The sequence below is a fragment of the Bacillus sp. C1 genome, assembly GCF_054570475.1.
Window position 1 is genome coordinate 260,360 of record NZ_JBTMZT010000001.1, and the last position, 25,738, is coordinate 286,097.

Consider the following 25,738-nt stretch of genomic DNA (forward strand, 5'->3'; position numbering starts at 1 on the left):
AAGAAAACCCCCACTGATTAAAGTTTCACTTTATATCTGAGGAGGATTCAGAAATATGGATTTTAAGCAACATATCGCAATTGTACCGGATTATCCGAAAGAAGGTATTGTTTTTAAAGATATTACACCTTTAATGAACGATGGAAAAGCATACAAAGCAGCAACAGATGAAATCGTTGCTTATGCAAAACAAAGAGACATTGACCTTGTAGTAGGACCAGAAGCACGTGGTTTCATTATTGGTTGTCCCGTTTCTTATGCATTAGAAGTAGGATTTGCGCCAGTTCGTAAATTAGGAAAATTACCTCGTGAAGTCATTACAGTTGACTACGGTAAAGAATATGGAAAAGATGTTTTAACAATCCATAAAGATGCAATTAAACCAGGGCAACGTGTATTAATTACAGATGACTTATTAGCTACAGGTGGAACAATTGAAGCGACAATTAAGCTAGTTGAAGAGCTTGGCGGAGTTGTAGCAGGAATTGCATTCTTAGTAGAACTTACTTACTTAGATGGCCGCAAAATGTTAGACGGTTATGATGTATTAGTGTTAGAAAAATACTAATTATTATATAGGTAAACTACGGCGATAGAAAAAAGTACCCGTGAATCTCTTGGAGAGGAGCGGGTACTTTTGTATCATTCGTACAAAAAAGTATGGTGAAATATCAGTAGAATCTTTTCCTTTTCACAATTCACAATCATTAGGTTATAATGATAGAATAAAATTTATTGTAATGAGTAAGGGAAAAAAGTCAATTTTCAATAAAAGGTGATTCGATGGCAAATGAGCAAGTACTAACAGCTGAGCAGGTACTCGAGAAAGCAAGTCAATATTTAGTGGATGATGATATTGAGCTGGTGGCACGTGCCTATGAATATGCACGTGATGCACATAGCGAACAGTATAGAAAATCGGGCGAACCATATATTATTCACCCGATTCAAGTTGCAGGTATTTTAGTTGATTTACACATGGATCCATCTACAGTGTCGGCAGGTTTTTTGCATGATGTAGTAGAAGATACCGAGATTACATTAGAAGATATTGAACGTGAATTTAATAAAGAAATCGCTATGCTTGTTGATGGGGTTACAAAACTTGGGAAAATCAAGTATAAATCCCATGAGGAGCAGCAAGCAGAGAACCACCGCAAAATGTTTATTGCAATGGCCCAAGATATTCGTGTTATTTTAATTAAATTAGCTGATCGTCTTCATAACATGCGTACGCTGAAGCATTTACCCCAAGAAAAGCAGCGTCGTATTGCGAATGAAACGTTAGAAATTTTTGCTCCGTTAGCTCATAGACTTGGAATTAATACAATTAAATGGGAGCTAGAGGATACATCGCTTCGCTATTTAAATCCGCAACAATATTACCGTATTGTGAATTTAATGAAGCGAAAGCGTGCAGAGCGTGAAGAATATTTAGATGAAGTTATGACCGGTATTCGTGACAAACTAAAAGAAGTAGCCATTCAACCTGATATTTCAGGGCGTCCAAAGCATATTTATAGTATTTATCGTAAAATGGCGCTTCAAAATAAACAATTTAATGAAATTTATGATTTATTAGCTGTGCGTGTTGTTGTAAATAGCATTAAAGATTGCTATGCAGTGTTAGGTATTATTCATACGTGCTGGAAACCGATGCCAGGGCGTTTTAAAGACTATATCGCAATGCCAAAAGCAAATTTATATCAATCGCTCCATACAACTGTGATTGGACCGAAAGGTGACCCGCTTGAAGTGCAAATTCGTACGAAAGAGATGCATGAAATTGCAGAGTACGGGATTGCAGCGCACTGGGCTTATAAAGAGGGAAAAACAGCAGAAACGACAGGTACACTAGAGAAAAAATTAACATGGTTCCGTCAAATACTAGAGTGGCAAAATGAAGCTTCTAATGCAGAAGAATTTATGGAGTCGTTAAAAATTGATTTATTCTCTGATATGGTATTTGTCTTTACACCAAAAGGTGATGTCATGGAATTGCCACTAGGTTCGGTTCCGATTGACTTCGCGTACCGTGTCCATTCAGAAATCGGGAATAAAACAATTGGCGCAAAAGTAAATGGGAAAATGGTAACACTTGATTATAAATTAAAAACAGGTGATATCATTGAAATTTTAACGTCTAAGCATTCATATGGACCAAGTCAGGACTGGGTAAAACTTGCTCAAACGTCTCATGCGAAAAATAAGATTCGCCAATTTTTCAAAAAGCAGCGCCGAGATGAGAATATCGAAAAAGGTCGCGAACTTGTTGAAAAAGAGGTGCGAGGCTTAGAGTATGAGATGAAAGAAGTGTTAGCACCTGACAATCTAAAGCGTGTAGCTGAGAAATTCAACTTTGCAAACGAAGAAGATATGTTTGCTGCAGTTGGATATAACGGGATTACAGCTTCGCAAATCGTCACTCGTTTAACGGACAAGTTCCGTAAACAACGTGAAGAAGAACAAGACGTTGTGGAAGTGAAAGAAGTTCGTAAACCGATGAAAATCAGAAAATGGGATTCAGGTGTAAAAGTAAGTGGAGCTGATAATTTATTAATTCGCTTATCGAAATGTTGTAACCCAGTTCCAGGTGACGATATCATTGGATATATTACGAAAGGCCGCGGCGTTTCTATACATCGTCGTGATTGTGTCAATGTGCATACAGAGGAAGCGATGGAACGTTTATTAGAAGTAGAGTGGGAAGGTAGTCCGGAAAAAGAGATTGAATATAACGTTGATATCGAAATTTCCGGATATGATCGCCGTGGTTTATTAAATGAAGTTTTGCAAGCTGTAACAGAAACGAAAACATATATTTCAGCTGTTTCAGGTAGAAGCGACCGTAATAAAATGGCGACGATTAATATGTCTATTTCTATTCGTAATTTACACCATTTGAAAAAGGTAGTAGAGCGTATTAAACGAGTTCCAGAAATTTATGCAGTACGCCGCATGATGCATTAATAGGGAGTGTATAAAAGATGAGAGTTGTCTTGCAACGATCGAAGGAAGCGTCTGTTACAGTAGATGGTGAGATTGTAGGACAAATTCCGTTCGGTTTAACATTGTTAGTGGGCATTACGCATGAAGATACAGAAAAAGATGCAACATATATTGCCGAGAAGGTTGCAAATTTACGTATTTTCGAAGATGAGAACGGGAAGATGAACCATTCTGTACTTGATATGGAGGGACAAGTCCTTTCAATTTCGCAATTTACATTGTACGGGGATTGCCGTAAAGGAAGACGTCCGAACTTTATGGATGCTGCGAAACCAGACTACGCAGAGCACTTGTATCATTTCTTCAATGAAGAAATTCGTAAACAAGGACTGCACGTAGAAACGGGAAGGTTCGGAGCGATGATGGATGTTTCTTTAATTAATGATGGTCCGGTGACCTTAATCTTGGAAAGTAAATAATGGTAACAGAAGAGAGGGGAGGGGATCCTCTCTTTTTTTTAGTTCTTATAAAGGTATATTTTGTTAATTTGTAATATAATTATTTTGAAAATAACAAAAAACATAGGGGAATTTATAGGGAGGAACATATTATGGAAACATTTGTATTCGTTCATGGAGCGTGGGATGGAGGATATATTTGGAAAGAAATCGCTACACGTTTACGAAAAGAGGGGCATGAAGTCTATACTCCTACCTTAACAGGACTTGGAGAAAGAACACATCTTGCAAAACCTAGTATAGGTCTGAAAACGTATATTCAAGATATTGTGAATGTTATTCAATATGAGCAACTGGAGGATGTCATTTTAGTAGGACATAGTTATTCTGGCATGGTAATAACAGGCGTGGCTGAAATAATTCCTAAATTGATTAAAAATCTCGTGTATGTAGATGCGATGCTTCCAAACGACGGTAATTCGGTTATGGATATTTCGGGACCCGGTATGGCTGCTCATTTTATAGAAGAAGTAAAATTGCACGGCGAGGGCTGGCGGGTTCTTCCGAGGAATGAAGCAGATCCGAGAAAATCAGCAATGCCTTTATTAGCCTTTACACAAGCAGTTGAAATGAAAAATCCTCAAGTAGATAAGATACCTCATACATATGTAGAGATTTTAGATCATCCCAAAAGCTGGCCGATGACTCCTATTTTTCAAAAGTCTGCTGTAATAGCAAAAGAACGGGGATGGGGCGTTTTTGCAATTGAAACAGGTGGGCATTGGGTTATGCAAACAAATCCAGAAGCGTTAGTTCGTATATTCAATCAATGTGCGAATGTAAACCAATAAATATAAGGTGTTTGGCTCACCGCGGAAGAAGGGGAATCTGAAGTAGGGAGCTGGTGCATAATGCTTCAAGAAATGAATATAGCTGTACGTTTTGTATTAGAAGTATGTGTTCTTGGAATTATAGGATATTGGGGATTTCATACTGGGAAAGGATTTGCTGTGAAAATAGTGCTGGCTGTTATATTTCCTCTTATTGTAGCTATTATATGGGGCTTATTTGGAGCGCCAGCAGCCATATGGAAGTTACAGGGCATATCACACTTGATGTTAGAGATTATCATTTTTGGATTAGGTATTGCGGTGCTTTATCATTTGAAATATGTTACTTTAGCAACTATATTCGCTGTAATCATTATTATGAATAGTATTCTTATGTATATATGGGGGCAGTAAAACGTTGAAATTTTGTATAAGCAACTCATCAATATGGAACAATAAAAGTAAAAACATCCATATTGATTGCGAGGGATATACGTATGCGTATGAACGAAAAAGGGCACTCTGTTACAAATGGTGCAAACCAATTATTTAACGTGAATTTTCATGAATTTATTGCAAAAGAACAAAATAATACTTCTATGGAGCTTGCTTCAGAGTTCGGTATTTCATTACAAGATGTGAAACGCTTAAAGAAGCAGATTGAACGCTCCTAGAGCACTTGACAATCGCTCCCAACAAACGTATAGTAATTTTATATTTACATATGAAGAGAACCGATGATAGAGAAGAGTAGATGAGATACACATGAAAAGAGAAGAAATGTCCTAGGCTGAAAACATTTCTACATGATGACTGATCGAATGACACTCTGTAGGTTTCAACTTGAACGGCTAATAGGCTTAGTAGAGGTTGGACGCAAGTTTAAGCGTTATTAAAAAAGTGGAAGCATACGTGCTTCAATTAGGGTGGCACCACGGGTATAATACTCTCGTCCCTACTGAATAATCAGTAGAGGCGGGAGTTTTTTTATTTTTAATAAGATTAAAATAATTTGAGGAGGAACTGAATATGTCTATTCAAATCCCACGCGGAACGCAAGATATTCTTCCAGGAAGCGTTGAGTTATGGCAGTATATCGAAGGGCAAGCACGCGAAATTTGCCGTCGTTACAACTATAAAGAAATTCGCACACCAATTTTTGAACACACAGAGTTATTTTTACGCGGTGTAGGTGATACAACAGATATCGTTCAAAAAGAAATGTACTCATTCCAAGATCGTGGAGAGCGTAACTTAACACTTCGCCCAGAAGGAACAGCACCTGTTGTACGTTCTTACGTTGAAAATAAAATGTATGGCGATGCAACGCAGCCAACGAAATTATATTACATTGGTCAAATGTTCCGTTATGAAAGACCACAAGCAGGTCGCTATCGTCAATTCGTACAATTTGGTATCGAAGCAATTGGTAGTAATGATCCAGCAATTGACGCAGAAGTAATTGCTCTTGCTGTAGAATTCTATCGCGGTATGGGCTTGAAAAATATTAAAGTTGTTTTAAATAGTTTAGGTGATGCAGCGAGCCGTCAAGCGCACCGCGAGGCGTTAATTGCTCACTTTGAACCTCGTATTGGCGAGTTCTGTTCTGATTGTCAATCTCGTTTAGAGAAGAATCCACTTCGTATTTTAGACTGTAAGAAGGATCGTGATCATGAATTAATGGCCACAGCGCCGTCTATTACAGAATACTTAAACGAAGAATCAACAGCTTACTACGAAAAAGTACAAGAGTTATTAACAATGATGGGTGTTCCGTTTGAAAAAGATCCAAATCTAGTACGTGGTTTAGATTACTATCAACACACTGTATTTGAAATTATGAGTGAAGCAGATGGTTTCGGTGCAATCACGACATTAAGTGGTGGTGGTCGCTATAACGGTCTTGTACAAGAAATCGGTGGTCCAGAAATGCCTGGTATCGGTTTTGCGATGAGTATCGAGCGTTTAATTATGGCGCTAAAAGCTGAAAATATTGAGCTTCCAATTGAACATAATATTGATTGCTATGTTGTAGCACTTGGAGATAAAGCGAAAGATCATGCTGCAAAAATCGCATTCGATCTTCGCAAGGCTGGATTATCAGTTGAAAAAGATTATTTAGATCGCAAAATGAAAGCGCAATTTAAATCAGCAGATCGTCTAAACGCAAAATATGTAGCTGTATTAGGTGAAGATGAGCTAGAGAGAGGCATCATCAACTTGAAAGATATGGCAACAGGTGAGCAAGAAGAAGTAGCATTAGACGTATTTGCTTCATATGTAGCAGAAAAATTAATATAGGGGGAACTCATAGTGGCTGAAAGAACACATGCATGTGGAAAAGTAACGGTAGAAGCAGTTGGACAGACAGTTCAATTAAAAGGTTGGGTACAAAAGCGCCGTGACTTAGGTGGATTAATTTTCATCGACTTACGTGACCGTACAGGTATTGTACAAGTTGTATTTAACCCAGAAACATCTAAAGAGGCATTAGAAATAGCGGAAACAATTCGTAGTGAATACGTATTACACGTAGAAGGAACAGTTGTTGAGCGCGGCGCTGGTGCAATCAATGAAAATATGGCAACAGGACGCATTGAAGTACACGGGGCGAAAGTAAATGTACTAAATGCAGCAAAAACGACGCCAATTATTATTACTGACGATACAGATGCATCAGAAGATGTTCGTTTAAAATATCGTTATTTAGATTTACGTCGCCCAGTTATGTATAATACATTCAAAATGCGTCACGACGTAACAAAAACAATTCGTAACTTCTTAGATTCAGAAGAGTTTTTAGAAGTTGAAACACCAATCTTAACAAAAAGTACACCAGAAGGAGCACGTGACTATTTAGTACCAAGCCGTGTGCATGATGGTGAATTTTATGCATTACCTCAATCTCCGCAGCTATTTAAACAGCTTCTTATGGTTGGTGGGTTTGAGCGTTACTATCAAGTAGCACGTTGTTTCCGCGATGAAGATTTACGTGCGGACCGTCAACCAGAATTCACACAAATCGACATCGAGGCATCATTCTTAACACAAGAAGAAATTTTAGAAATGATGGAACGTATGATGACGAAAGTGATGAAGGATGCGAAAGGTGTAGAAATTGATGCACCATTCCCTCGTATGACATACGCTGATGCAATGGCTCGTTATGGATCTGATAAGCCAGATACACGCTTTGAAATGGAACTAACAGACCTATCTGAATTTGCAGCAGGCTGTGGTTTTAAAGTATTTACAAGTGCTGTAGAGGGCGGCGGACAAGTAAAAGCAATTAACGCAAAAGGTGCAGCGGGTAAATACTCTCGTAAAGACATCGATGCATTAACTGAATTCGTAAAAGTATACGGTGCAAAAGGTCTAGCTTGGCTTAAAGTTGAAGAAGACGGCTTAAAAGGACCGATTGCGAAATTCTTCGGTGAAGAAGATGCAAACGTGTTAATGAGTACATTGGAAGCGAATGCTGGCGACTTATTACTATTCGTAGCAGATAAGAAGAGTGTTGTTGCAGATAGCTTAGGTGCACTTCGTTTACGTTTAGGTAAAGAACTTGAGTTAATTGACGAAAGTAAATTTAATTTCCTATGGGTAACAGATTGGCCACTTCTTGAGTACGATGAAGATGCAGATCGTTACTTCGCAGCACACCATCCATTCACAATGCCATTCCGTGAAGATGTTGAGCTATTAGAAACAGCACCAGAAAAAGCACGTGCACAAGCGTATGACCTTGTATTAAACGGTTATGAGCTGGGTGGTGGATCACTTCGTATTTACGAGCGTGACGTACAAGAGAAAATGTTCAAAGCGCTTGGATTCTCACAAGAAGAAGCACAAGAACAATTTGGATTCTTACTAGAAGCATTCGAATATGGTACACCACCGCACGGCGGAATTGCGTTAGGTTTAGACCGTCTTGTAATGTTGCTTGCAGGTCGTACGAACCTTCGTGATACAATTGCATTCCCAAAAACAGCAAGCGCAAGCTGCTTATTAACAGAAGCTCCAAGCCCGGTTGCAGGGGCGCAGCTGGAAGAGCTGAACTTACAGTTACATGTAAAAGAAGAGAAGTAAGAATGGAAACTAGATGGGGTATACTAACCTCATCTAGTTTTTTTATGGATGCAATGTATATTTTTCCTGTATTCTTCTTATGGAGATATATTTTTAGAGATTGTGTAACTTTTTCTATACAAATAGTCGGAAAAACGCTAGAATACATGGTAGACCATTTTTGTAATAGGAGTGTATAATCGCATGTTACATCAATTTTCACGTAATGAATTAGCCTTCGGAAAAGAAGGTCTTGAAATATTAAAAAATAGTACAGTTGGTGTTTTAGGGATTGGCGGCGTAGGCTCATTTGCAGCAGAAGCGTTAGCACGTTCTGGTGTAGGACGCCTTGTATTAGTTGATAAAGACGTTGTTGATATTACAAACGTTAACCGTCAAATTCACGCATTAGTTTCTACTGTAGGACGTTCAAAAGTAGAATTAATGAAAGAGCGTATTGCTGATATTAACCCAGACTGCGAAGTTATTGGACTTGAAATGTTTTATACAGATGAAACATATGAAGAGTTCTTTAAACATGGTTTAGATTTCGTAGTAGATGCATCTGATACAATTACGTTCAAAATTCATTTAATTAAACAATGTTTACGTCGTAAAATTAAAATGATCTCAAGTATGGGTGCAGCAAACAAAATGGACCCGACTCGTTTCCGTATTGCGGATATTTCGAAAACACATACAGATCCAATTGCGAAAGTAATTCGTACAAAGCTTCGCAAAGAAGGTATTAAAAAAGGTGTAAAAGTTGTATTCTCTGATGAAAATCCAATCGTAATTCGTGAAGAAGTACGTAAAGAGATTGTTCCAGACGAAAATGCAAAAATTCGTAAAGCGAAATTACCACCTTCTTCAAACGCATTCGTACCATCTGTTGCAGGTTTAATTATGGCGAGCCACGTTGTACGTGAACGTATTAAAAACGTAGAAGTGAAGCGTGTAGGGCAAGAATAAGTAAAGAAGTGCGTATGTTCTATTGGGAGGATACGCATTTTCATTTTTATAAAAGGTATATATTTCATTTTGCTTATATGCGAAAACGCCCCACCTAACGTTATGGTGGGGCGTTCTTCAATTTTCTGCCGAATATATAATATCTAAATTTCCATTTGGATCAGTTTTAAAAATAGGGGCAATTTGATCTTCCTGTTCTTCTACTGAAACAAGCTTTCGAGCGCGATCCATAATTCTGACAAGCATTGCGTAATCTTCCTCAATGGCTTGTTGTTTTTTTGTTAATGCTGCTAATTTGGTTTCTAGTTCGTCATTTGCTTTTTGTAAGGAGGCAAGCTTTATATACAAGCCTTCATTTTCAATTTGTAACTTTTCTAAGTGAGGATTATTGTTTTCTAAGTTTTGCAAGAATGAAATTACATCTCGTATTGTAAGAGAAGGTTTACTAGAAACAAGTTCTTCGGAAAATTCAGTATCAATTACAATTTTCTTTTTCGGTTGTAATAGTTGCTCTCTTTCTGTATTTGCTTCAGAACGTTTTAATTTTTTTCTTTGCTTTTTAGCGAGCTGTACAGCGTCCTCATGATTTTGTCTGACTTCAGCGTTCCAGCGAAAGCCACAAGCGGCCGAAGTGCGGTTTAATTTATCGCCGACTTCATCAAATGCTTTTAGTTGTGTGCTTCCTGTGCGAATATGTTGTAAAACGGTTTCTGCTAAAAGGAGATCATCTTCTCCTGTCCATGCATCTTGGCGTGTTTTCATAAGCGAAACCTCCATTATCATCTCGTTTTCGCTTAGATTACCCTTTTGGTTTGCTTTTATGCGAACTTTGTAATCTTTCATACACGCCTGAAAGTGCCTGCTCGAATTTACCGGTTGTTTTCGGTTTATAATATTGCTTATTTTTTATTTTGTCGGGTAAGTATTGTTGTTGTACCCATCCATTTGGATAGTCGTGAGGATATAAGTATCCGATGCCTCTACCTAACGATTCAGCACCTTTATAGTGACTATCTTTCAAATGACTTGGCACATCGCCTGTTTGTCCATTTCGTAAGTCGTGAAGAGCGGCATCAAGTGCTTTGTATGCTGAGTTTGATTTTGGAGAAAGGCAAAGTTCGATTACTGCATTGGCGAGCGGAATTCGAGCTTCCGGGAATCCGACGCGTTCTGCCGATTCAATGGCAGCGAGTGTACGCGGTCCAGCTTGCGGGCTAGCGAGTCCGATATCTTCATATGCCATAATGAGAAGACGTCTCCCAATACTTTGTAAGTCTCCAGCTTCAATAAGACGCGCTAAATAATGAAGTGCAGCATTCACATCACTTCCGCGCACTGATTTTTGAAAAGCAGATAGAACGTCATAATGAGCATCTCCGCCTTTATCATGAACAAAGCTTTTTTTCTGTAAACATTCTTCTGCAATCTCCAGTGTGATTTCTACCGCTTGATTATCTGTTGTGAAACTAGATAAGACTGCGAGTTCAAGTGCATTATAGGCCGAACGCATATCGCCACCAGAGGCATTTGCAAAGTGGCGTAAAGCATCATCTGTAACAGTTACATCATATTCGCCTAAGCCCTTTTCTTTATCTTCAAGAGCTCGTTTTAAACCAATTAAAATATCATTTTCTGTTAGTGTATGGAGTTCGAAAATTTGGCAACGGCTACGAATAGCGGAGTTAATTGCATGGAATGGATTGCTTGTTGTTGCACCAATCAATGTAAGAAGCCCACTTTCTAAATGTGGTAAAAGAAAGTCTTGTTTCGCTTTATCTAAGCGATGGACTTCATCTAAAATTAAAACAAGGTGGCGGTGCATTTTTGCTTCTTGCACGACCACTTCCATATCTTTTTTGTTATGCGTAACAGCGTTTAGTAGGCGAAATGGCGTCCCTGTACTACCGGCAATTGCGCTCGCAATAGATGTTTTTCCTGTACCTGGTGGACCGTATAAGATCATCGATTGGAAATGGTTTGCCTGTACCATTCGCCATAAAATTTTCCCTTCACCAACTAAATGCTGCTGTCCGATTATTTCTGTAATGTTTACCGGACGCATTCGATGTGCGAGTGGTTGTTTCATCATGACCGTCTCCCTTAATGTGTAGTCTCATTCTATGGTATCATCTTTTTCATATAAAATTGAAGTATGCTGTGGTTTCATAATTACAAAGGTTGTTTCGAGTTTTCTATTTATTATAACAATTTCCGAGTTTTTCAATGTGATTTTATGTTATGATTTTGAATACACAAGTTGAAATTTCTTATAATACTATATTATGCTATAATTTCATAGGATTTTGATTTTTACATTGTGTTCTTCTTGCGAATAAAGGTTTAACTAATAGAAGTGAAATTTTGAAAAGAGGTGCGAAATAGATGAAAATTTCAACGAAAGGCCGTTACGGCTTAACAATTATGATTGATCTTGCGAAAAAGTTTGGTGAGGGTCCGATTTCTTTAAAATCAATTGCGCAGGCACATGACCTATCTGAACATTACTTAGAGCAACTAATCTCTCCGCTTCGTAACGCTCGTCTTGTAAAAAGTACACGCGGTGCATATGGTGGTTATGTATTATCTGATCAACCGGCCAACATTACAGCAGGGGATGTTATCCGCGTGCTAGAAGGTCCGATTAGCGTTGTTGAAATGATAGAAGAGGAAGAACCAGCACAGCGCCAATTATGGATGCGTGTTCGTGATGCAGTACAAGAAGTATTAGATAGTACAACTTTAGAAGATTTAGTACGCTATGAGGAAGAAAACCATGGGGGTTATATGTTTTACATTTAATTCCTTGTGAAACGATTTGGAAAGAAGGAGATCTGATGGAACGCATTTACTTAGATCATGCTGCGACATCTCCGGCTCACCCAGAAGTAGTCGAAAAGATGATTCCATATATGACGGAAACATTTGGTAACCCGTCAAGTATTCATTTTTATGGACGCCAAACGCGTCATGTAGTAGATGAAGCAAGACGCACCTGTGCACGCAGCATCAATGCAAATCCAAATGAAATTATTTTTACAAGCGGTGGTACGGAAGCTGATAATTTAGCACTTTTAGGTGTGGCACGTGCAAATCGTAATAAAGGAAATCACATTATTACGACGCAAATTGAACATCACGCTATTTTGCATACATGTGAAGTGCTAGAGCGAGAAGGTTTCGAGGTGACATATTTACCTGTCGATGAAACGGGACGTGTTCAAGTTTCTGATGTGAAAGAGGCATTAACAGAAGAAACGATTCTCGTATCTGTTATGTTTGGGAATAATGAAGTGGGTACTGTACAACCGATTGTAGAAATTGGAGAGTTGTTAAAAGACCATCAAGCATATTTTCATACGGATGCTGTACAAGCTTATGGTTTATCAGCAATTGATGTGAAAAACGCCGGCATTGATTTATTATCAATTTCAGCTCATAAAATTAATGGTCCAAAAGGTGTAGGTTTTTTATATGCTAGCACAGGGGTGAAATTTGAACCGTTATTAATGGGCGGAGAACAAGAGCGGAAGCGTCGTGCAGGTACGGAAAATGTGCCTAGCATCGCTGGACTTCAGCATGCTGTTCTTTTAGCAGAAAAAACTCGTGAGCAAAAAATTGCCCAATATGAAGAATTTAAAGATATAATGGTATCTGTCTTTCAAAAAGAAGACATTACTTTCGAGGTAAACGGAAACTTAGAATATCGCTTACCACATGTGTTTAATGTAAGTTTTACAGGAGTGGATATTGAGCCATTCCTTGTAAACCTAGACTTAGCGGGTATTGCAGTATCAAGTGGTTCTGCATGTACAGCTGGTTCTATTGATCCATCACATGTACTAGTAGCGATGTTCGGAAAAGACTCCGATCAAATACGTTCATCCGTACGTTTTAGCTTTGGTCTTGGGAATACACAGGAACAGGTTGAAAAAGCAGCGTACGAAACAGTGAAAATCGTGAAGCGATTAACACAAAACTAGTATGGGAGGTGACAAGATGAACAAACTACCTCACGAAACACGCGTTGTCATCGGGATGTCCGGTGGCGTTGATTCATCTGTAGCGGCTCTTTTATTAAAAGAGCAAGGTTATGATGTAATCGGAATTTTTATGAAAAACTGGGATGATACAGATGAGAATGGTGTCTGTACTGCAACAGAAGATTACAATGATGTAATCGAAGTGTGCAATCAAATCGGTATCCCATATTATGCAGTAAACTTTGAAAAGCAATACTGGGATAAAGTATTTACGTACTTTTTAGACGAGTACCGTGCTGGTCGCACGCCTAACCCAGATGTAATGTGTAATAAAGAAATTAAATTTAAAGCCTTTTTAGAGCATGCAATTGCGCTTGGTGCTGATTATGTAGCGACAGGTCATTATGCGCGTGTTGCATATATCGACGGCGAATATAAAATGCTTCGCGGCGTGGATGATAATAAGGATCAAACATACTTTTTAAATCAACTAAGCCAGGAGCAATTATCAAAAACAATGTTCCCGTTAGGTGAATTAAAGAAACCGCAAATTCGTGAAATGGCAAAAGAAGCAGGTTTAGCGACAGCGACGAAAAAAGATAGTACAGGTATTTGCTTTATTGGTGAGCGTAACTTTAAAGATTTCTTAAGTAATTACTTACCAGCACAGCCGGGTGTGATGCAAACATTATCTGGTGAAGTGAAAGGGAAACATGACGGTTTAATGTATTATACAATTGGACAACGCCATGGCCTTGGTATTGGTGGTAATGGTGATCCTTGGTTTGCTGTTGGAAAAAACTTGAAAGAAAACATTTTATATGTTGATCAAGGATTCCATAATGAGCTTCTATATGGTGATGAGGTAATTGCTACTAATATAGGTTGGGTAAGCGATCGAGTGAAAGAAAAAGAATTTAAGTGTACAGCGAAATTCCGTTATCGCCAAGAGGATAATAAGGTAACGGTTCAAATCGTTGATGAGAATACGATTCGTATTCTTTGTGATGAACCAATTCGTGCAATTACGCCAGGACAAGCGGTTGTTTTCTATGATGGAGATGAATGCTTAGGCGGCGCTACAATTGATGAAGTGTATCGTAGTGGTAAGAAATTAGATTATTTAGGATAAAAATAAGAGCCTCTGCCGATTAGCGGTCAGAGGTTTCTTTTTCATAAACGCGAATTTTTGTTCGCTTGGAAAATAGATTCTTTGTTATAATTTGTTGTAGAGGTGAAGAACATGTCAAATAAGCTTGAAGCAGGCATTCAATATATGCAAGAAGGAAACTGGGAAGAAGCAGCTAAAAACTTTACAGAGGCAATTGAAGAAAATCCGAAAGATGCACTTGGATACATCAATTTCGCGAATTTATTAGATGTGTTAGGCGATAGTGAGCGTGCGATTTTATTTTATAAACGTGCATTAGAATTAGATGGAAAATCAGCTGCCGCCTATTATGGGCTTGGAAACATATATTATGGACAAGAACAATTTTCAGAAGCAAAAGTTGCTTTTGAGCAAGCGATGCAAGCTGGATTACAATCAGCGGACGTAACATTTATGATTGGTATTACACATGTACAGCTTGGAAATGATCGTCTTGCACTACCGTTTTTACAAAGAGCAGCTGAGCTTGATGAGACAGACGTAGAAGCGCTATTCCAATGCGGACTATGCTTTGCGCGATTAGAACATATTCAATATGCAAAACCTTATTTCGAAAAGGTATTACAAATGGATGAAGAACACGCAGATGCGTATTACAATTTAGGTGTTGCGTATGTGTTTGAGGAAAATAATGAGAAAGCACTTGCTCTATTTAAGAAGGCGACGGAGATCCAACCAGATCACTTTTTAGCAGGGAATGGGATTCGTTTATTAGAACAAGAAGGCGAATAAAACCTTAATAGGCAGTTACCCTTCATCTCATTTTTAAGAATGAGGTGAGGGTTTTACTGCTCGTTAGAGTGAGAAAACCCGGAAAGGAGAGGAAGTATGGGAAATCAACATGCGATGGATTTGTTTGAGGAAGAGCAAAAGTTTATAAAAGCACAAGTTCTTCATACCATTTTCCACAACGAAGAAAACCTCTATTCCGTTGTCAGTATGAAAATCATTGAAACAAATGAAACATATGACGAAAAAAAAGTGATGATCAACGGTCACTTTCCACGTATGCATGAAGATGAAGTATTTACATTAACAGGGCATTTTAAAGACCACCCAAAGTACGGAAAGCAATATTTAGTTGAAACATTTAAAAAAGAATTGCCCCAAACCAAAACAGGTATGGTGCAATATTTAGCGAGTGATTTATTTAAAGGAATTGGGAAACGAACAGCAGAGAAGATTGTTGAGCATCTTGGTGAACATGCAATTTCTAAAATTATGGACGACCCGGCCGCATTAGAAGGTGTTGTCAACAAGCAAAAAGCACAAGAAATTTATGACACGATTATTGAACACCAAGGGCTTGAAAAGGTCATGAGCTTTTTAAATGGTTATGGTTTTGGGACGAAGCTCTCGATTAAGATTTATCAGCAGTATAAAGAAATGACGCTTGAGGTAATCCGAAATAATCCATATCAGCTCATCGAGGAAGTAGATGGAATCGGCTTTGGAAGAGCGGATGATATAGGACGGGCGCTTGGTATATTAGGGAATCATAATGACCGTGTACGCGCCGGATGTTTCTATACACTAGAAAATGTTTCGCTGCAAGATGGGCATGTGTTTATGGAAAAAGGTCAACTTGTTCGAGAGACGATGTCGCTTTTAAATAAGCAAGAGGGCACCGTGACAGAAGAAGACGTAGTGCAATGCGTTGAGATGATGCAAGGTGAAGGGAAAGTTATTATCGAAGAAGATCGTATTTATTTAGCTTCGTTATTCTATTCTGAAAAGGGTGTTGTCAAATCAATCCACCGTCTAATGAATCAAGAAGAGACGCCTTCTTTTCCAGAAGCAGAAGTATTACTAACGCTAGGGAAAATTGAAGAGCAGTTAAAAGTACAGTATGCCCCGCTTCAACAAGAGGCGATTCAAACTGCGCTTCATAAACCGATGATGCTATTAACTGGTGGACCTGGTACAGGGAAAACAACTGTAATTAAAGGGATTGTTGAAATGTATGCTTCTTTGCATGGCTTATCATTAAACCCGAAAGATTACAGTGATGATAATCCGTTTCCGATTTTGTTAACAGCTCCGACAGGCCGTGCTGCAAAGCGAATGAGTGAGTCGACAGGGCTTCCTGCTTGTACGATTCATCGCTTACTTGGCTGGACGCCAGAAGGTTCTTTCCAGCGTAATGAAACGGATCCTGTGCAAGGGAAATTACTCATTATTGATGAGTTTTCTATGGTTGATATTTGGCTTGCAAATCAATTGTTTAAATCATTACCAACAAATATTCAAGTCATTATTGTGGGGGATGAAGATCAATTACCGTCTGTAGGACCTGGACAAGTATTGAAAGATTTATTAGATGCTTGTGCAATTCCGACAGTGAAGTTAACGGAGATTTATCGTCAAGCAGAAGGCTCCTCTGTGATTCAGCTTGCCCATGCGATAAAAAACGGGACGTTACCACCAGATTTAGCGCAAAATAAAAAAGATCGTTCGTTTATCGGTTGCTCAGGTGCTCAAATTGTTGAGGTTGTAAAGCAAGTATGTGAGAATGCAAAAACGAAAGGATTTAGTGCAAGAGATGTACAAGTGTTAGCACCTATGTACCGGGGACCGGCAGGGATTAATGTGTTAAATGAGGCACTCCAAGAAGTATTTAATCCGAAAAAAGAAAAGAGTAGAGAAATTGCTTACGGTGATGTTGTATACCGTGTTGGTGATAAAGTCTTACAGCTTGTAAATCAACCAGAAAGCCAAGTGTTTAATGGTGATATTGGGGAGATTGTGTCTGTCTTTTATGCGAAGGAGAACGTCGAGAAACAAGATATGGTTGTTGTTTCATTCGATGGGATTGAAGTGACATATATAAAGCCGGATTTGAATCAAATTACACATGCATATTGTTGTTCGATTCATAAGTCACAAGGAAGTGAATTCCCAATTGTAATAATGCCGATTGTAAAGAGTTATTATCGCATGTTACGTCGTAATTTAATATATACAGGTATTACGAGAAGTAAAAAGTTTTTAATTATTTGCGGAGAAGAATCAGCCTTTCAATCTGGTGTGAATCGTCTTGATGATGCAATGAGGCAAACAACATTAGCTGGTCGCTTGCAGGAATCAAAAGGTGAAGTGCAAATGGTTACAATTGATGGCCAGGAAATGGACGTGGAAAACATTTCACCGTATGATTTTATGTAGCAAGGTGACATTATATAGTGAAACTTTCAATAGACAGAATGTTTATTGAAAGTGTAACGTAACTCTAGTGTGTATAAAGGAATGCAGTTTGGACATAATGGCGAATAGAATCTGGGAGACTGTAAGGAGATGAAAGCCATATGTTCAGTTGTCCAAATTGCAAAGGGAAAGACATTGGTAAAATAGGTGTCAACCAATTTTATTGCTGGAACTGTTATATTGAATTATCGGTTTCAAAGGGGAAAATCCATACACATCAAGTAGAAGAAGATGGATCGCTTAGTTCTCTTGATGATTTATTTGATGAGAATGAACGAACCATCGGATAAACAAAAGGGGGATTTACTTTGAACGTACGCAATTCATTAATCGCACTAGGTATTGGGGCGGCAGCATATCAATATGCACGTAAACAAGATATGTTCTCAAAACGCAATATGAAAAAAGCACGAAAAATGATTAAGTCTTATCTATAATCATTTCTATAAAGTGAAAAACTCCCTTAATTGTTAGGGAGTTTTTTATGTATTCGTATATAAATAAAAAAGTCCAATTTCAGAAAAAAGATAAGAAAGTCCGTAACATCCAGTACCGAGAATGCCGTAATACCAAAGCTTTTTCGCACGTTCTTTGCGCGTTGAGCGTATGAAGAATCCCTGCCAAATCCCAAAACCAATACATATCCATTCTAGTATCATGAAAAGTGCTGACAGAATTAACATGACCCAAACCATTTGATTCCTCCTTACCTATTTGTGAGCCTACTTACGTGCTTGTCCGTGCTATGTTAAATATATGTAAGTTTTTCAAAAATATTATGGTCTGTATGGAAATATTTTAGTCTGATTATTTTTTAAGTTTTACACATAACCTTCTCTGTTTCTTTTCACAATAAGGATGGAGGAGGTTTTTCGCTTGAAGAATCTTAAAATTATTTGGATTTATCGATTAGGGTTATTGTTATTAGTGTTTTTATGTTTGCTCGTCTTTTTGAAAATTAAACCATTATGGGCACCGATTATATTCGTGTTTAAAGTAGCGATTACACCATTTTTGATTGCTTGTTTTATCGCGTATTTACTGCATCCTTTAATTGAAAAATTACATAAAGAGGGAATGCCACGTACACTTGCGATTTTGCTTATTTATATTCTCTTTTTCGGTGGTCTAGGTTATGGGATTTATAAAGGGACACCGGTTGTAATTAGTCAGTTGCAAGAAGTTAATAAACAATTTCCTCAGTTTATGAAAATGTATGATTCTTGGATGGATGGTGTGACAGAACAAACCGATAACTTCCCAGCATTTATTCATGAAAAAGTAACGCAAGTTTTTATTGGGATTGAAATGAAGATTCAAGCATTATTAAATAAAGTGATGAGTACAGCACGTGGTGTGTTAGATTCATTGCTTATCATCTTTTTAATTCCATTCATTGTATTTTACATATTAAAAGATTATGGGGAATTTTATCATATCTTTTGGAAGCTGGTTCCGGGTAAATGGCGTGGTACAGGCCAAGTGTTAGCGAAGGAAATAGATAAGTCGCTTGGAAGTTATATTCGAGGACAATTATTTGTTTGTTTAGTTTTAGGAGGAGTATCTGCTCTTTCATTTTGGTTTATTGGTATGAAGTATCCATTATTACTAGGCATCGTTGTTGGAGTTACGGATATAATCCCGTACTTTGGTCCTATTTTCGGAGCGATTCCGACATTGATGATTGCCGCAACGATATCAACAAATCTGTTTATTAAAGCGGGTATCGCACTTGCCATTTTACAATTTGTTGAAAGTAACATTTTATCTCCGTACATCGTTGGGAAATCATTACGTATGCACCCGGTTATTATTATGCTTGCTTTACTTGTTGGAGGAGAAGTAGGTGGAATTGTAGGTCTTTTAATATCGGTTCCCATTTTAGCTGTGATTCGAACAGTAGTTGTTCATATAAAGCCGCTCTGGAAACATTGACAAATGGAAACGGATTCGCTACAATTTTGGCATATAGTATATGATTTTAAATTGATGACGGAACGAGTATGTCGCAGTCCATTTTTAGAGAGAAGCTTCCATCGGCTGAAAGAAGTTTTAAATGAAGGGTGACAGAACGCTAATCCTGAGAGCAGCTAATCCCTGCCGTCTTGCCACGTTACGGCACCATGAGGTGATGAACCGAGAATGTATAGATCGGTTCATAATTAGGGTGGTATCGCGAGTTAACTCTCGTCCCTTTTATAGGGACGGGAGTTTTTTGTTTTTATGGAATTTCTTAAAGGAGGAAATATAGATGAAACAATTAACAGGCGCACAAATTCGTCAAATGTTTTTAGACTTTTTTGAGGGAAAAGGACATGCAATTGAACCAAGTGCATCATTAGTTCCACATGAAGATCCATCTCTTCTTTGGATTAATAGTGGTGTAGCGACATTAAAGAAATACTTTGATGGTCGTGTGATCCCGCAAAACCCACGTATTACAAATGCTCAAAAATCAATTCGTACAAACGATATTGAAAACGTAGGGAAAACAGCTCGTCACCATACGTTCTTTGAAATGTTAGGAAACTTCTCAATTGGTGATTACTTTAAAGAAGAAGCAATCACATGGGCTTGGGAGTTTTTAACAAGCGACAAATGGATTGGATTTGATAAAGAATTACTATCTGTTACAATTCATCCGGAAGATGAAGAAGCATTTACAATTTGGAATGAAAAAATGGGTGTTCCGAAAGAGCGTATTATCCGTTTAGAAGAAAACTTCTGGGATATCGGTGAGGGACCAAGTGGACCAAACACAGAAATCTTCTATGACCGTGGTGAAGCTTACGGTAATGATTTTACTGATCCAGAATTATATCCAGGTGGAGAAAATGAGCGTTACTTAGAGGTATGGAACCTTGTATTCTCTCAATTCAACCATAATCCAGATGGGTCATATACACCACTTCCTAAGAAAAACATCGATACAGGGATGGGTCTAGAACGTATGACATCTATCGTTCAAGATGTACCAACAAACTTTGATACAGACTTATTCATGCCAATGATTGGTGCAACAGAAACAATCTCTGGTGAAAAATACCGCGGTGGCGATTTAGAGAAAGATATGGCATTTAAAGTGATTGCTGACCATATTCGTACCGTAACATTTGCGGTTGGCGACGGAGCTCTTCCTTCTAACGAAGGACGTGGCTATGTATTACGTCGTTTATTACGCCGCGCTGTTCGTTACGCGAAGAAATTAAACATTAATCGTCCATTTATGTATGAATTAGTACCGGTTGTTGGAGAAGTAATGAAAGACTTCTATCCAGAAGTTCTTGAAAAGAAAGACTTCATTGCAAAAGTTGTGAAAAACGAAGAAGAGCGTTTCCACGAAACACTTCATGATGGGGAAGCAATTTTAGCTGAAGTTATTGCAAAAGCAAAAGAAGAAAAAACAACTGTTATTTCTGGAGTAGATGCGTTCCGTCTCTATGACACATACGGTTTCCCAATTGAATTAACAGAAGAATATGCAGAAGAAGCTAGTATGACAGTTGATCATGCAGGTTTTGAAGCTGAGATGGAGAAACAACGTGAGCGTGCACGTGCTGCTCGTCAAGACGTTGATTCTATGCAAGTTCAAGGCGGCGTACTTGGAGAAATTAAAGTAGCGAGTGAATTCGTAGGATATGGTACAGTTGCGACAGAAAGTAACGTTGTTGCACTTGTGAAAAACGGTGAATACACAGATAGCTTACAAGTAGGTGAAGAAGGACAATTGATGCTTGATGTAACACCATTTTATGCTGAGAGCGGTGGACAAATTGCAGACCGTGGTTACCTTCTTGCTGACAGTGTAAAAGTTCTTGTAACAGATGTACAAAAAGCACCAAATGGCCAAAACTTACACAAAGTAGTTGTGGAAGAAGGTACATTAACGAAAGATGCTGCAGTAAAAGCTGTTATTGATACGAAAAACCGCGGCAGTGTTGTGAAAAATCATACGGCGACGCATATTTTACACCAAGCATTAAAAGATGTACTAGGAACACATGTTAACCAAGCTGGTTCTCTTGTAACATCAGAACGTTTACGCTTTGACTTCTCTCACTTCGGTCAAGTACAAGCTGACGAATTAGAAAAAATTGAGCGTATTGTAAACGAAAAAATTTGGGAAAGTATTGATGTTGAGATTTCTCAAAAAGCAATTGAAGAAGCAAAAGAAATGGGCGCAATGGCATTGTTCGGTGAAAAATACGGAGATGTTGTACGTGTTGTCCAAGTGGGCGACTATAGCTTAGAGCTTTGTGGTGGTTGTCATGTTGATAACACAGCTTCTATCGGTATTTTCAAAATTGTCGCTGAGTCTGGTATCGGAGCAGGCACGCGTCGTATTGAAGCGGTAACTGGTAAATCTGCATATGAATTAATGAACGATCAAGTAGGTTTATTAAAAGAAGCTGCAGGCAAAATGAAAACAAACCCGAAAGATATTTTAACAAGAGTAGATGGTTTATTTACTGAAGTAAAACAACTTCAAAAAGAAAATGAGTCTCTCGCTGCAAAATTAAGCAATATCGAAGCTGGAAATTTAACTGATTCAGTAATGACAGTAGATGGCGTTAACGTATTAGCGGCAAAAGTAAATGTTGCAGATATGAATAACTTACGTACAATGATGGATGACCTTAAAAATAAATTAGAGTCTGCAGTTGTTGTATTGGCAGCTGTAAATGATGATAAAGTAAATATTTTAGCGGGCGTAACAAAAGATTTAATTAGTCAAGGATATCATGCAGGTAAACTTGTGAAAGAAGTTGCTTCTCGCTGCGGTGGTGGCGGTGGTGGCCGTCCTGACATGGCGCAAGCAGGTGGTAAAAATCCGGCGCAAGTAGATGGCGCGCTTGCATTTGTAGAAGAGTACGTTAAATCTGTTTCAAAATAAAGAGAGAGTAGTGTACAATAGTATGGAGAGGAGAGATTCTTCTCTTCATACTTACTACTTTAGAAGTGAGGTGCTTAAAATGGACGGTTTTGATAAAACAATGAAGTTTAACTTTCAAGATGAAAAGCAGAGTGTCCATGTAAATGATGTACTTTTAACTGTGTATGATGCACTTCAAGAAAAAGGCTATAATCCGATTAATCAAATTGTCGGTTATTTATTAAGTGGAGACCCAGCATACATACCTCGTCATAAAGATGCACGAAGCGTTATTCGCAAGTTAGAACGTGATGAATTAATTGAAGAACTTGTGAAGTCTTATTTGAAACAACATCGTGAGGAGTAGTTTATGCGGATATTAGGTTTAGATGTTGGTACAAAAACAGTCGGTGTTGCGATTAGTGACGAAATGGGCTGGACAGCACAAGGATTAGAAACGATTAAAATTAACGAAGAACGAGGTCAATTTGGTTTTGATCGTATTTCTGAGTTAGTAAAACAGTATAATGTGGACAAGATAATAGTGGGATTGCCAAAGAATATGAATGGTACAATTGGACCACGTGGTGAGGCTTGCCAGCAATTTGCACAATCCTTACATGAACTGTTACAATTAGAAGTCATGATGTGGGACGAGCGTTTGTCAACGATGGCAGCGGAACGTCTGCTTATTTCGGCGGATGTAAGTCGAAAGAAGCGAAAGCAAGTGATCGATAAGATGGCTGCAGTCGTGATTTTGCAAGGATATTTAGATAGTAAATAAGAGGTGACCAAAATGGAAGAAAATCAAATTACAATTGTAGACGAAAAAGGTAACGAGCATTTATGTGAAATTATTTTCACTTTTGATGCTGAAAAATTTGGGAAGAAATCTTATGTAGTCTTCTCACCAATCGGTGAAGTTGACGAAGATGGCGAACAAATTTTTGATGCAATGGCTTTTGAGCAAAATGAAGAAGAATCAGGTGGAACACTACTTCCAATCGAATCTGAAGAAGAGTGGGAAATGGTACAAGAAATGTTTAACACGCTTGCTGAAGAAGAAGAGGGCGAAGAATAATTTAGGTAAAAAGATGGGCTGTACATACAGTCCATCTTTTTTGTATTCTTATACAAAATGACAGATTTTTTGTCGAAACCATGTCATTATTTATAGTATAATAAGACGAATTGTATAAAATAACAAAAGCTATCTAAATGATAGCTTTTGTTTTGTTTTTGTAGGGTGCTGTATAGAGAATGTATATACGGTCTACAATGAAATAAGGAGGAAGAACTTTGATAGAGAATCAAGTGAACAAGAAGCGTAGACGCGCCCTTTTTATAGTGGCTGTGGCACTACTTGTGGTCTGTGTGTCAGTCTATGCGTATATTTCATCGGCATTAAAACCAGTTGATAGCGGGAATAAAAAAGACATTGAAGTAGAGATTCCAAAAGGTTCCTCTACAAGTAAAATCGGAGAAATTTTAGAAGAAAAAGGTGCGATTAAAAATAGTACAGTATTTAGTTTTTATGCAAAAGCTAAATCTAAAAATTTGCAGGCAGGTACTTATTTGTTAAATTCGTCAATGACTGTAGATGATGTAATGGAGCAGATGGGAACGGGTAATGTCCATCGCCCAGTTGCTTATAAATTAGCGATTAAAGAAGGGGCGCAAGTTGTTGAAATTGCAGATATCATTGCGAAGGAACTGAAATGGAATAAAGATGATGTTGTGCGCCAATTAAACGATAAAGCCTTTCTCCAAAAAATGCAGCAAAAGTATCCGGTACTATTAACCAATAAAATTTTCGATACGAATATTAAATATCCGTTAGAAGGCTATTTATATCCAGCGACGTATTCTTTTTATAAAAAAGAGACAACGTTGGAAGAAATTGTAGTGCAGATGCTTGAGAAAACCAATGCATTAATTGTGCAAAATGAGGCGGAAATGAAGGGAAAACAGTTGGACGTTCACCAACTTTTAACATTATCTTCTTTAATTGAAGAAGAGGCGACTGGGTTTACAGATCGTCAAAAAATTTCTAGTGTCTTTTACAATCGTTTAGAGAAGGGAATGCCGTTGCAAACAGATCCAACGGTATTATATGCGCTTGGAAAGCATAAAGAGCGCGTGTTATATGAGGATTTAAAAGTAAATTCCCCTTACAATACGTATGTTGTAAAAGGGCTTCCAGTTGGACCGATTGCAAATTCTAGTAAACATTCCGTGCAGGCAGCACTAGAGCCTGAAAAAACAGATTATTACTATTTCTTAGCTGCACCAAGTGGCGAAGTGTATTATGCAAAAACGTTAGAAGAACACAATAAGTTAAAACAAAAATATATTACACAAAAGAAATGAAAATAGGAGGGAGAGCGAAAAGGGTCGCATATCCCTCTTTTTTATGATAAAATATATCGGGTTAAAAACTGGCAGAAGAATCGTTTTTAATATCAAAACGGGACGTACAAGCTAAGGGTGAAGCTGGCTTGTATTTTTATTGCATTCTATGTGTGAAAAGATAGAAATTGACACGTCATAGAGGCACTTCTCCATGTAAATAAGGAGGACCATTTATGGAGGATGCAGTTAACGAGTACCTATTATCATTTATTGATCCAAAAGATGAACTGATTCTTGAAATGGAACAGTATGCAAGTGAATATCATGTGCCGATTATGGATCGTCTTGGAATGGAGTTTATGTTACAATTTTTACGTTTAATTGGACCAAAAAGCATACTAGAGCTTGGAACGGCAATTGGTTATTCCAGTATTCGTATGATGCAAGCTATCCCAAATTCTCGTATTGTGACAGTAGAACGAAATAGTGATCGATATGAAAAAGCACTTGAATATATAGAGCGTTCTCCTGTGAAAGAACATATTTCCGTTATTTATGGGGATGCGTTAGAAACAGGTGAACAAGTGAGAGAACATGGGACATTTGATGTTATTTTTATTGATGCCGCAAAAGGACAATATCGTCGCTTTTTTGATTTATATGAACCGTTATTAAATCCAGGTGGTGTCATCATTTCGGATAATGTTATGTATCATGGACTTGTAACGACAAAAGACAAAATTGAAAATAGACGTACGCGTGGTTTGATTCGTCGAATTAAGACGTACAATGAATGGCTAATGAACCATGAAGGTTATGATACAACGATTTTCCCGATTGGTGATGGGGTAGCAGTGAGTAAAAAGAAAGGGTGACAAGGT

26 protein-coding genes and 2 other annotated features are annotated in these 25,738 nt (G+C 38.0%); of the genes, 23 read left to right on the forward strand and 3 right to left on the reverse strand.

What is annotated here, in order from left to right; translation table 11 throughout:
* Positions 1 to 55: 55 nt before the first annotated feature.
* The 9 genes from ACX5JI_RS01325 to ACX5JI_RS01365 all read left to right on the forward strand — a co-directional run bounded on the left by ACX5JI_RS01325 (position 56) and on the right by ACX5JI_RS01365 (position 9,277).
* Positions 56 to 568: an adenine phosphoribosyltransferase gene (locus tag ACX5JI_RS01325; RefSeq protein ID WP_459499308.1), complete on the forward strand. Its 513-nt coding sequence runs from the start codon at positions 56 to 58 to the stop codon at positions 566 to 568.
* A 215-nt stretch (positions 569 to 783) separates the two neighbouring features.
* Entirely contained in the window at positions 784 to 2,970 is a 2,187-nt protein-coding gene (relA, locus tag ACX5JI_RS01330) for a GTP diphosphokinase (protein WP_459499309.1), read from the forward strand.
* 17 nt (positions 2,971 to 2,987) lie between these two features.
* Entirely contained in the window at positions 2,988 to 3,428 is a 441-nt protein-coding gene (locus ACX5JI_RS01335) for a D-tyrosyl-tRNA(Tyr) deacylase (RefSeq protein ID WP_459499310.1), read from the forward strand.
* A 131-nt stretch (positions 3,429 to 3,559) separates the two neighbouring features.
* Complete coding sequence (locus ACX5JI_RS01340) at positions 3,560 to 4,258, forward strand: alpha/beta fold hydrolase (RefSeq protein WP_459499311.1); 699 nt, start codon at positions 3,560 to 3,562, stop codon at positions 4,256 to 4,258.
* A gap of 60 nt (positions 4,259 to 4,318) precedes the next feature.
* Positions 4,319 to 4,651 (forward strand): YrdB family protein, encoded by a 333-nt coding sequence (locus ACX5JI_RS01345; RefSeq protein WP_459499312.1) that lies wholly within the window; start codon positions 4,319 to 4,321, stop codon positions 4,649 to 4,651.
* Between the two features lie 83 nt (positions 4,652 to 4,734).
* The gene (locus tag ACX5JI_RS01350; protein ID WP_459499313.1) at positions 4,735 to 4,911 is read left to right on the forward strand and encodes a hypothetical protein; all 177 of its coding nucleotides are present in this window, start codon (positions 4,735 to 4,737) and stop codon (positions 4,909 to 4,911) included.
* A 54-nt stretch (positions 4,912 to 4,965) separates the two neighbouring features.
* Positions 4,966 to 5,197 (forward strand) — a binding site (T-box leader).
* Positions 5,198 to 5,266: 69 nt separating this feature from the next.
* On the forward strand, positions 5,267 to 6,538 hold the full coding sequence (hisS, locus tag ACX5JI_RS01355) for a histidine--tRNA ligase (RefSeq protein ID WP_459499314.1): 1,272 nt from the start codon (positions 5,267 to 5,269) through the stop codon (positions 6,536 to 6,538).
* A 12-nt stretch (positions 6,539 to 6,550) separates the two neighbouring features.
* Positions 6,551 to 8,326, forward strand: coding sequence for an aspartate--tRNA ligase (gene aspS, locus ACX5JI_RS01360; RefSeq protein ID WP_459499315.1), 1,776 nt, complete (start codon positions 6,551 to 6,553; stop codon positions 8,324 to 8,326).
* Positions 8,327 to 8,509: 183 nt separating this feature from the next.
* Entirely contained in the window at positions 8,510 to 9,277 is a 768-nt protein-coding gene (locus ACX5JI_RS01365) for a tRNA threonylcarbamoyladenosine dehydratase (RefSeq protein WP_459499316.1), read from the forward strand.
* Positions 9,278 to 9,394: 117 nt separating this feature from the next.
* On the opposite strand, the gene ACX5JI_RS01370 is transcribed toward ACX5JI_RS01365, so the two are convergent.
* Together ACX5JI_RS01370 and ACX5JI_RS01375 are read right to left on the reverse strand one after the other, a co-directional pair.
* On the reverse strand, positions 9,395 to 10,039 hold the full coding sequence (locus ACX5JI_RS01370; protein ID WP_459499317.1) for an RsfA family transcriptional regulator: 645 nt from the start codon (positions 10,037 to 10,039) through the stop codon (positions 9,395 to 9,397).
* 37 nt (positions 10,040 to 10,076) lie between these two features.
* Positions 10,077 to 11,363, reverse strand: a complete 1,287-nt coding sequence (locus tag ACX5JI_RS01375) for a replication-associated recombination protein A (RefSeq protein WP_459499318.1) — start codon at positions 11,361 to 11,363, stop codon at positions 10,077 to 10,079.
* A 296-nt stretch (positions 11,364 to 11,659) separates the two neighbouring features.
* On the opposite strand from ACX5JI_RS01375, the gene cymR reads away from it, so the two are divergent.
* The 7 genes from cymR to ACX5JI_RS01410 all read left to right on the forward strand — a co-directional run bounded on the left by cymR (position 11,660) and on the right by ACX5JI_RS01410 (position 18,069).
* Positions 11,660 to 12,076: a cysteine metabolism transcriptional regulator CymR gene (gene cymR, locus ACX5JI_RS01380; RefSeq protein ID WP_000704116.1), complete on the forward strand. Its 417-nt coding sequence runs from the start codon at positions 11,660 to 11,662 to the stop codon at positions 12,074 to 12,076.
* Between the two features lie 35 nt (positions 12,077 to 12,111).
* Positions 12,112 to 13,257, forward strand: a complete 1,146-nt coding sequence (locus ACX5JI_RS01385; RefSeq protein ID WP_459499319.1) for a cysteine desulfurase family protein — start codon at positions 12,112 to 12,114, stop codon at positions 13,255 to 13,257.
* A gap of 16 nt (positions 13,258 to 13,273) precedes the next feature.
* A complete protein-coding gene (gene mnmA / locus ACX5JI_RS01390) occupies positions 13,274 to 14,389 on the forward strand; it encodes a tRNA 2-thiouridine(34) synthase MnmA (RefSeq protein ID WP_459499320.1) in 1,116 nt (371 codons plus the stop codon).
* A 111-nt stretch (positions 14,390 to 14,500) separates the two neighbouring features.
* The gene (locus ACX5JI_RS01395; protein WP_459499321.1) at positions 14,501 to 15,160 is read left to right on the forward strand and encodes a tetratricopeptide repeat protein; all 660 of its coding nucleotides are present in this window, start codon (positions 14,501 to 14,503) and stop codon (positions 15,158 to 15,160) included.
* A 96-nt stretch (positions 15,161 to 15,256) separates the two neighbouring features.
* Positions 15,257 to 17,593: an SF1B family DNA helicase RecD2 gene (gene recD2, locus ACX5JI_RS01400; protein WP_459499322.1), complete on the forward strand. Its 2,337-nt coding sequence runs from the start codon at positions 15,257 to 15,259 to the stop codon at positions 17,591 to 17,593.
* Positions 17,594 to 17,733: 140 nt separating this feature from the next.
* Entirely contained in the window at positions 17,734 to 17,922 is a 189-nt protein-coding gene (locus tag ACX5JI_RS01405) for a YrzR-like zinc ribbon domain (protein ID WP_000490499.1), read from the forward strand.
* An 18-nt stretch (positions 17,923 to 17,940) separates the two neighbouring features.
* Entirely contained in the window at positions 17,941 to 18,069 is a 129-nt protein-coding gene (locus tag ACX5JI_RS01410) for a YrzQ family protein (protein ID WP_459499323.1), read from the forward strand.
* Positions 18,070 to 18,114: 45 nt separating this feature from the next.
* Here ACX5JI_RS01410 and ACX5JI_RS01415 read toward each other — a convergent pair whose 3' ends face one another.
* Positions 18,115 to 18,327 (reverse strand): hypothetical protein, encoded by a 213-nt coding sequence (locus ACX5JI_RS01415; RefSeq protein WP_459499324.1) that lies wholly within the window; start codon positions 18,325 to 18,327, stop codon positions 18,115 to 18,117.
* Between the two features lie 181 nt (positions 18,328 to 18,508).
* Between ACX5JI_RS01415 and ACX5JI_RS01420 the strand changes: the two genes are divergently transcribed.
* The 7 genes from ACX5JI_RS01420 to ACX5JI_RS01450 all read left to right on the forward strand — a co-directional run bounded on the left by ACX5JI_RS01420 (position 18,509) and on the right by ACX5JI_RS01450 (position 25,732).
* On the forward strand, positions 18,509 to 19,567 hold the full coding sequence (locus ACX5JI_RS01420) for an AI-2E family transporter (protein WP_459499325.1): 1,059 nt from the start codon (positions 18,509 to 18,511) through the stop codon (positions 19,565 to 19,567).
* A gap of 45 nt (positions 19,568 to 19,612) precedes the next feature.
* Positions 19,613 to 19,830, forward strand: a binding site (T-box leader).
* Positions 19,831 to 19,883: 53 nt separating this feature from the next.
* The gene (gene alaS, locus ACX5JI_RS01425; protein ID WP_459499326.1) at positions 19,884 to 22,526 is read left to right on the forward strand and encodes an alanine--tRNA ligase; all 2,643 of its coding nucleotides are present in this window, start codon (positions 19,884 to 19,886) and stop codon (positions 22,524 to 22,526) included.
* A gap of 79 nt (positions 22,527 to 22,605) precedes the next feature.
* Positions 22,606 to 22,872 carry an IreB family regulatory phosphoprotein gene (locus ACX5JI_RS01430; RefSeq protein WP_459499327.1) on the forward strand — a complete coding sequence of 89 codons (267 nt, stop codon included), beginning with the start codon at positions 22,606 to 22,608 and terminating at the stop codon, positions 22,870 to 22,872.
* A 3-nt stretch (positions 22,873 to 22,875) separates the two neighbouring features.
* Positions 22,876 to 23,289: a Holliday junction resolvase RuvX gene (gene ruvX, locus ACX5JI_RS01435; RefSeq protein WP_459499328.1), complete on the forward strand. Its 414-nt coding sequence runs from the start codon at positions 22,876 to 22,878 to the stop codon at positions 23,287 to 23,289.
* Positions 23,290 to 23,301: 12 nt separating this feature from the next.
* A complete protein-coding gene (locus ACX5JI_RS01440; RefSeq protein WP_459499329.1) occupies positions 23,302 to 23,586 on the forward strand; it encodes a DUF1292 domain-containing protein in 285 nt (94 codons plus the stop codon).
* A 218-nt stretch (positions 23,587 to 23,804) separates the two neighbouring features.
* Positions 23,805 to 24,875: an endolytic transglycosylase MltG gene (mltG, locus tag ACX5JI_RS01445; RefSeq protein ID WP_459499330.1), complete on the forward strand. Its 1,071-nt coding sequence runs from the start codon at positions 23,805 to 23,807 to the stop codon at positions 24,873 to 24,875.
* A gap of 215 nt (positions 24,876 to 25,090) precedes the next feature.
* Entirely contained in the window at positions 25,091 to 25,732 is a 642-nt protein-coding gene (locus ACX5JI_RS01450) for an O-methyltransferase (protein WP_459499331.1), read from the forward strand.
* The last annotated feature ends 6 nt before the right edge of the window (positions 25,733 to 25,738 follow it).

Excerpts from the sequence above, each read along its gene's own strand:
- ACX5JI_RS01325 (WP_459499308.1), top strand. The coding sequence starts at position 56 with ATGGATTTTAAGCAACATATCGCAATTGTACCGGATTATCCGAAAGAA.
- relA (WP_459499309.1), top strand. The coding sequence starts at position 784 with ATGGCAAATGAGCAAGTACTAACAGCTGAGCAGGTACTCGAGAAAGCA.
- ACX5JI_RS01335 (WP_459499310.1), top strand. The coding sequence starts at position 2,988 with ATGAGAGTTGTCTTGCAACGATCGAAGGAAGCGTCTGTTACAGTAGAT.
- ACX5JI_RS01340 (WP_459499311.1), top strand. The coding sequence starts at position 3,560 with ATGGAAACATTTGTATTCGTTCATGGAGCGTGGGATGGAGGATATATT.
- ACX5JI_RS01345 (WP_459499312.1), top strand. The coding sequence starts at position 4,319 with ATGCTTCAAGAAATGAATATAGCTGTACGTTTTGTATTAGAAGTATGT.
- ACX5JI_RS01350 (WP_459499313.1), top strand. The coding sequence starts at position 4,735 with ATGCGTATGAACGAAAAAGGGCACTCTGTTACAAATGGTGCAAACCAA.
- hisS (WP_459499314.1), top strand. The coding sequence starts at position 5,267 with ATGTCTATTCAAATCCCACGCGGAACGCAAGATATTCTTCCAGGAAGC.
- ACX5JI_RS01365 (WP_459499316.1), top strand. The coding sequence starts at position 8,510 with ATGTTACATCAATTTTCACGTAATGAATTAGCCTTCGGAAAAGAAGGT.
- ACX5JI_RS01370 (WP_459499317.1), bottom strand. The coding sequence starts at position 10,039 with ATGAAAACACGCCAAGATGCATGGACAGGAGAAGATGATCTCCTTTTA.
- ACX5JI_RS01375 (WP_459499318.1), bottom strand. The coding sequence starts at position 11,363 with ATGAAACAACCACTCGCACATCGAATGCGTCCGGTAAACATTACAGAA.
- cymR (WP_000704116.1), top strand. The coding sequence starts at position 11,660 with ATGAAAATTTCAACGAAAGGCCGTTACGGCTTAACAATTATGATTGAT.
- ACX5JI_RS01385 (WP_459499319.1), top strand. The coding sequence starts at position 12,112 with ATGGAACGCATTTACTTAGATCATGCTGCGACATCTCCGGCTCACCCA.
- mnmA (WP_459499320.1), top strand. The coding sequence starts at position 13,274 with ATGAACAAACTACCTCACGAAACACGCGTTGTCATCGGGATGTCCGGT.
- ACX5JI_RS01395 (WP_459499321.1), top strand. The coding sequence starts at position 14,501 with ATGTCAAATAAGCTTGAAGCAGGCATTCAATATATGCAAGAAGGAAAC.
- recD2 (WP_459499322.1), top strand. The coding sequence starts at position 15,257 with ATGGGAAATCAACATGCGATGGATTTGTTTGAGGAAGAGCAAAAGTTT.
- ACX5JI_RS01405 (WP_000490499.1), top strand. The coding sequence starts at position 17,734 with ATGTTCAGTTGTCCAAATTGCAAAGGGAAAGACATTGGTAAAATAGGT.
- ACX5JI_RS01415 (WP_459499324.1), bottom strand. The coding sequence starts at position 18,327 with ATGGTTTGGGTCATGTTAATTCTGTCAGCACTTTTCATGATACTAGAA.
- alaS (WP_459499326.1), top strand. The coding sequence starts at position 19,884 with ATGAAACAATTAACAGGCGCACAAATTCGTCAAATGTTTTTAGACTTT.
- ACX5JI_RS01430 (WP_459499327.1), top strand. The coding sequence starts at position 22,606 with ATGGACGGTTTTGATAAAACAATGAAGTTTAACTTTCAAGATGAAAAG.
- ruvX (WP_459499328.1), top strand. The coding sequence starts at position 22,876 with ATGCGGATATTAGGTTTAGATGTTGGTACAAAAACAGTCGGTGTTGCG.
- ACX5JI_RS01440 (WP_459499329.1), top strand. The coding sequence starts at position 23,302 with ATGGAAGAAAATCAAATTACAATTGTAGACGAAAAAGGTAACGAGCAT.
- ACX5JI_RS01450 (WP_459499331.1), top strand. The coding sequence starts at position 25,091 with ATGGAGGATGCAGTTAACGAGTACCTATTATCATTTATTGATCCAAAA.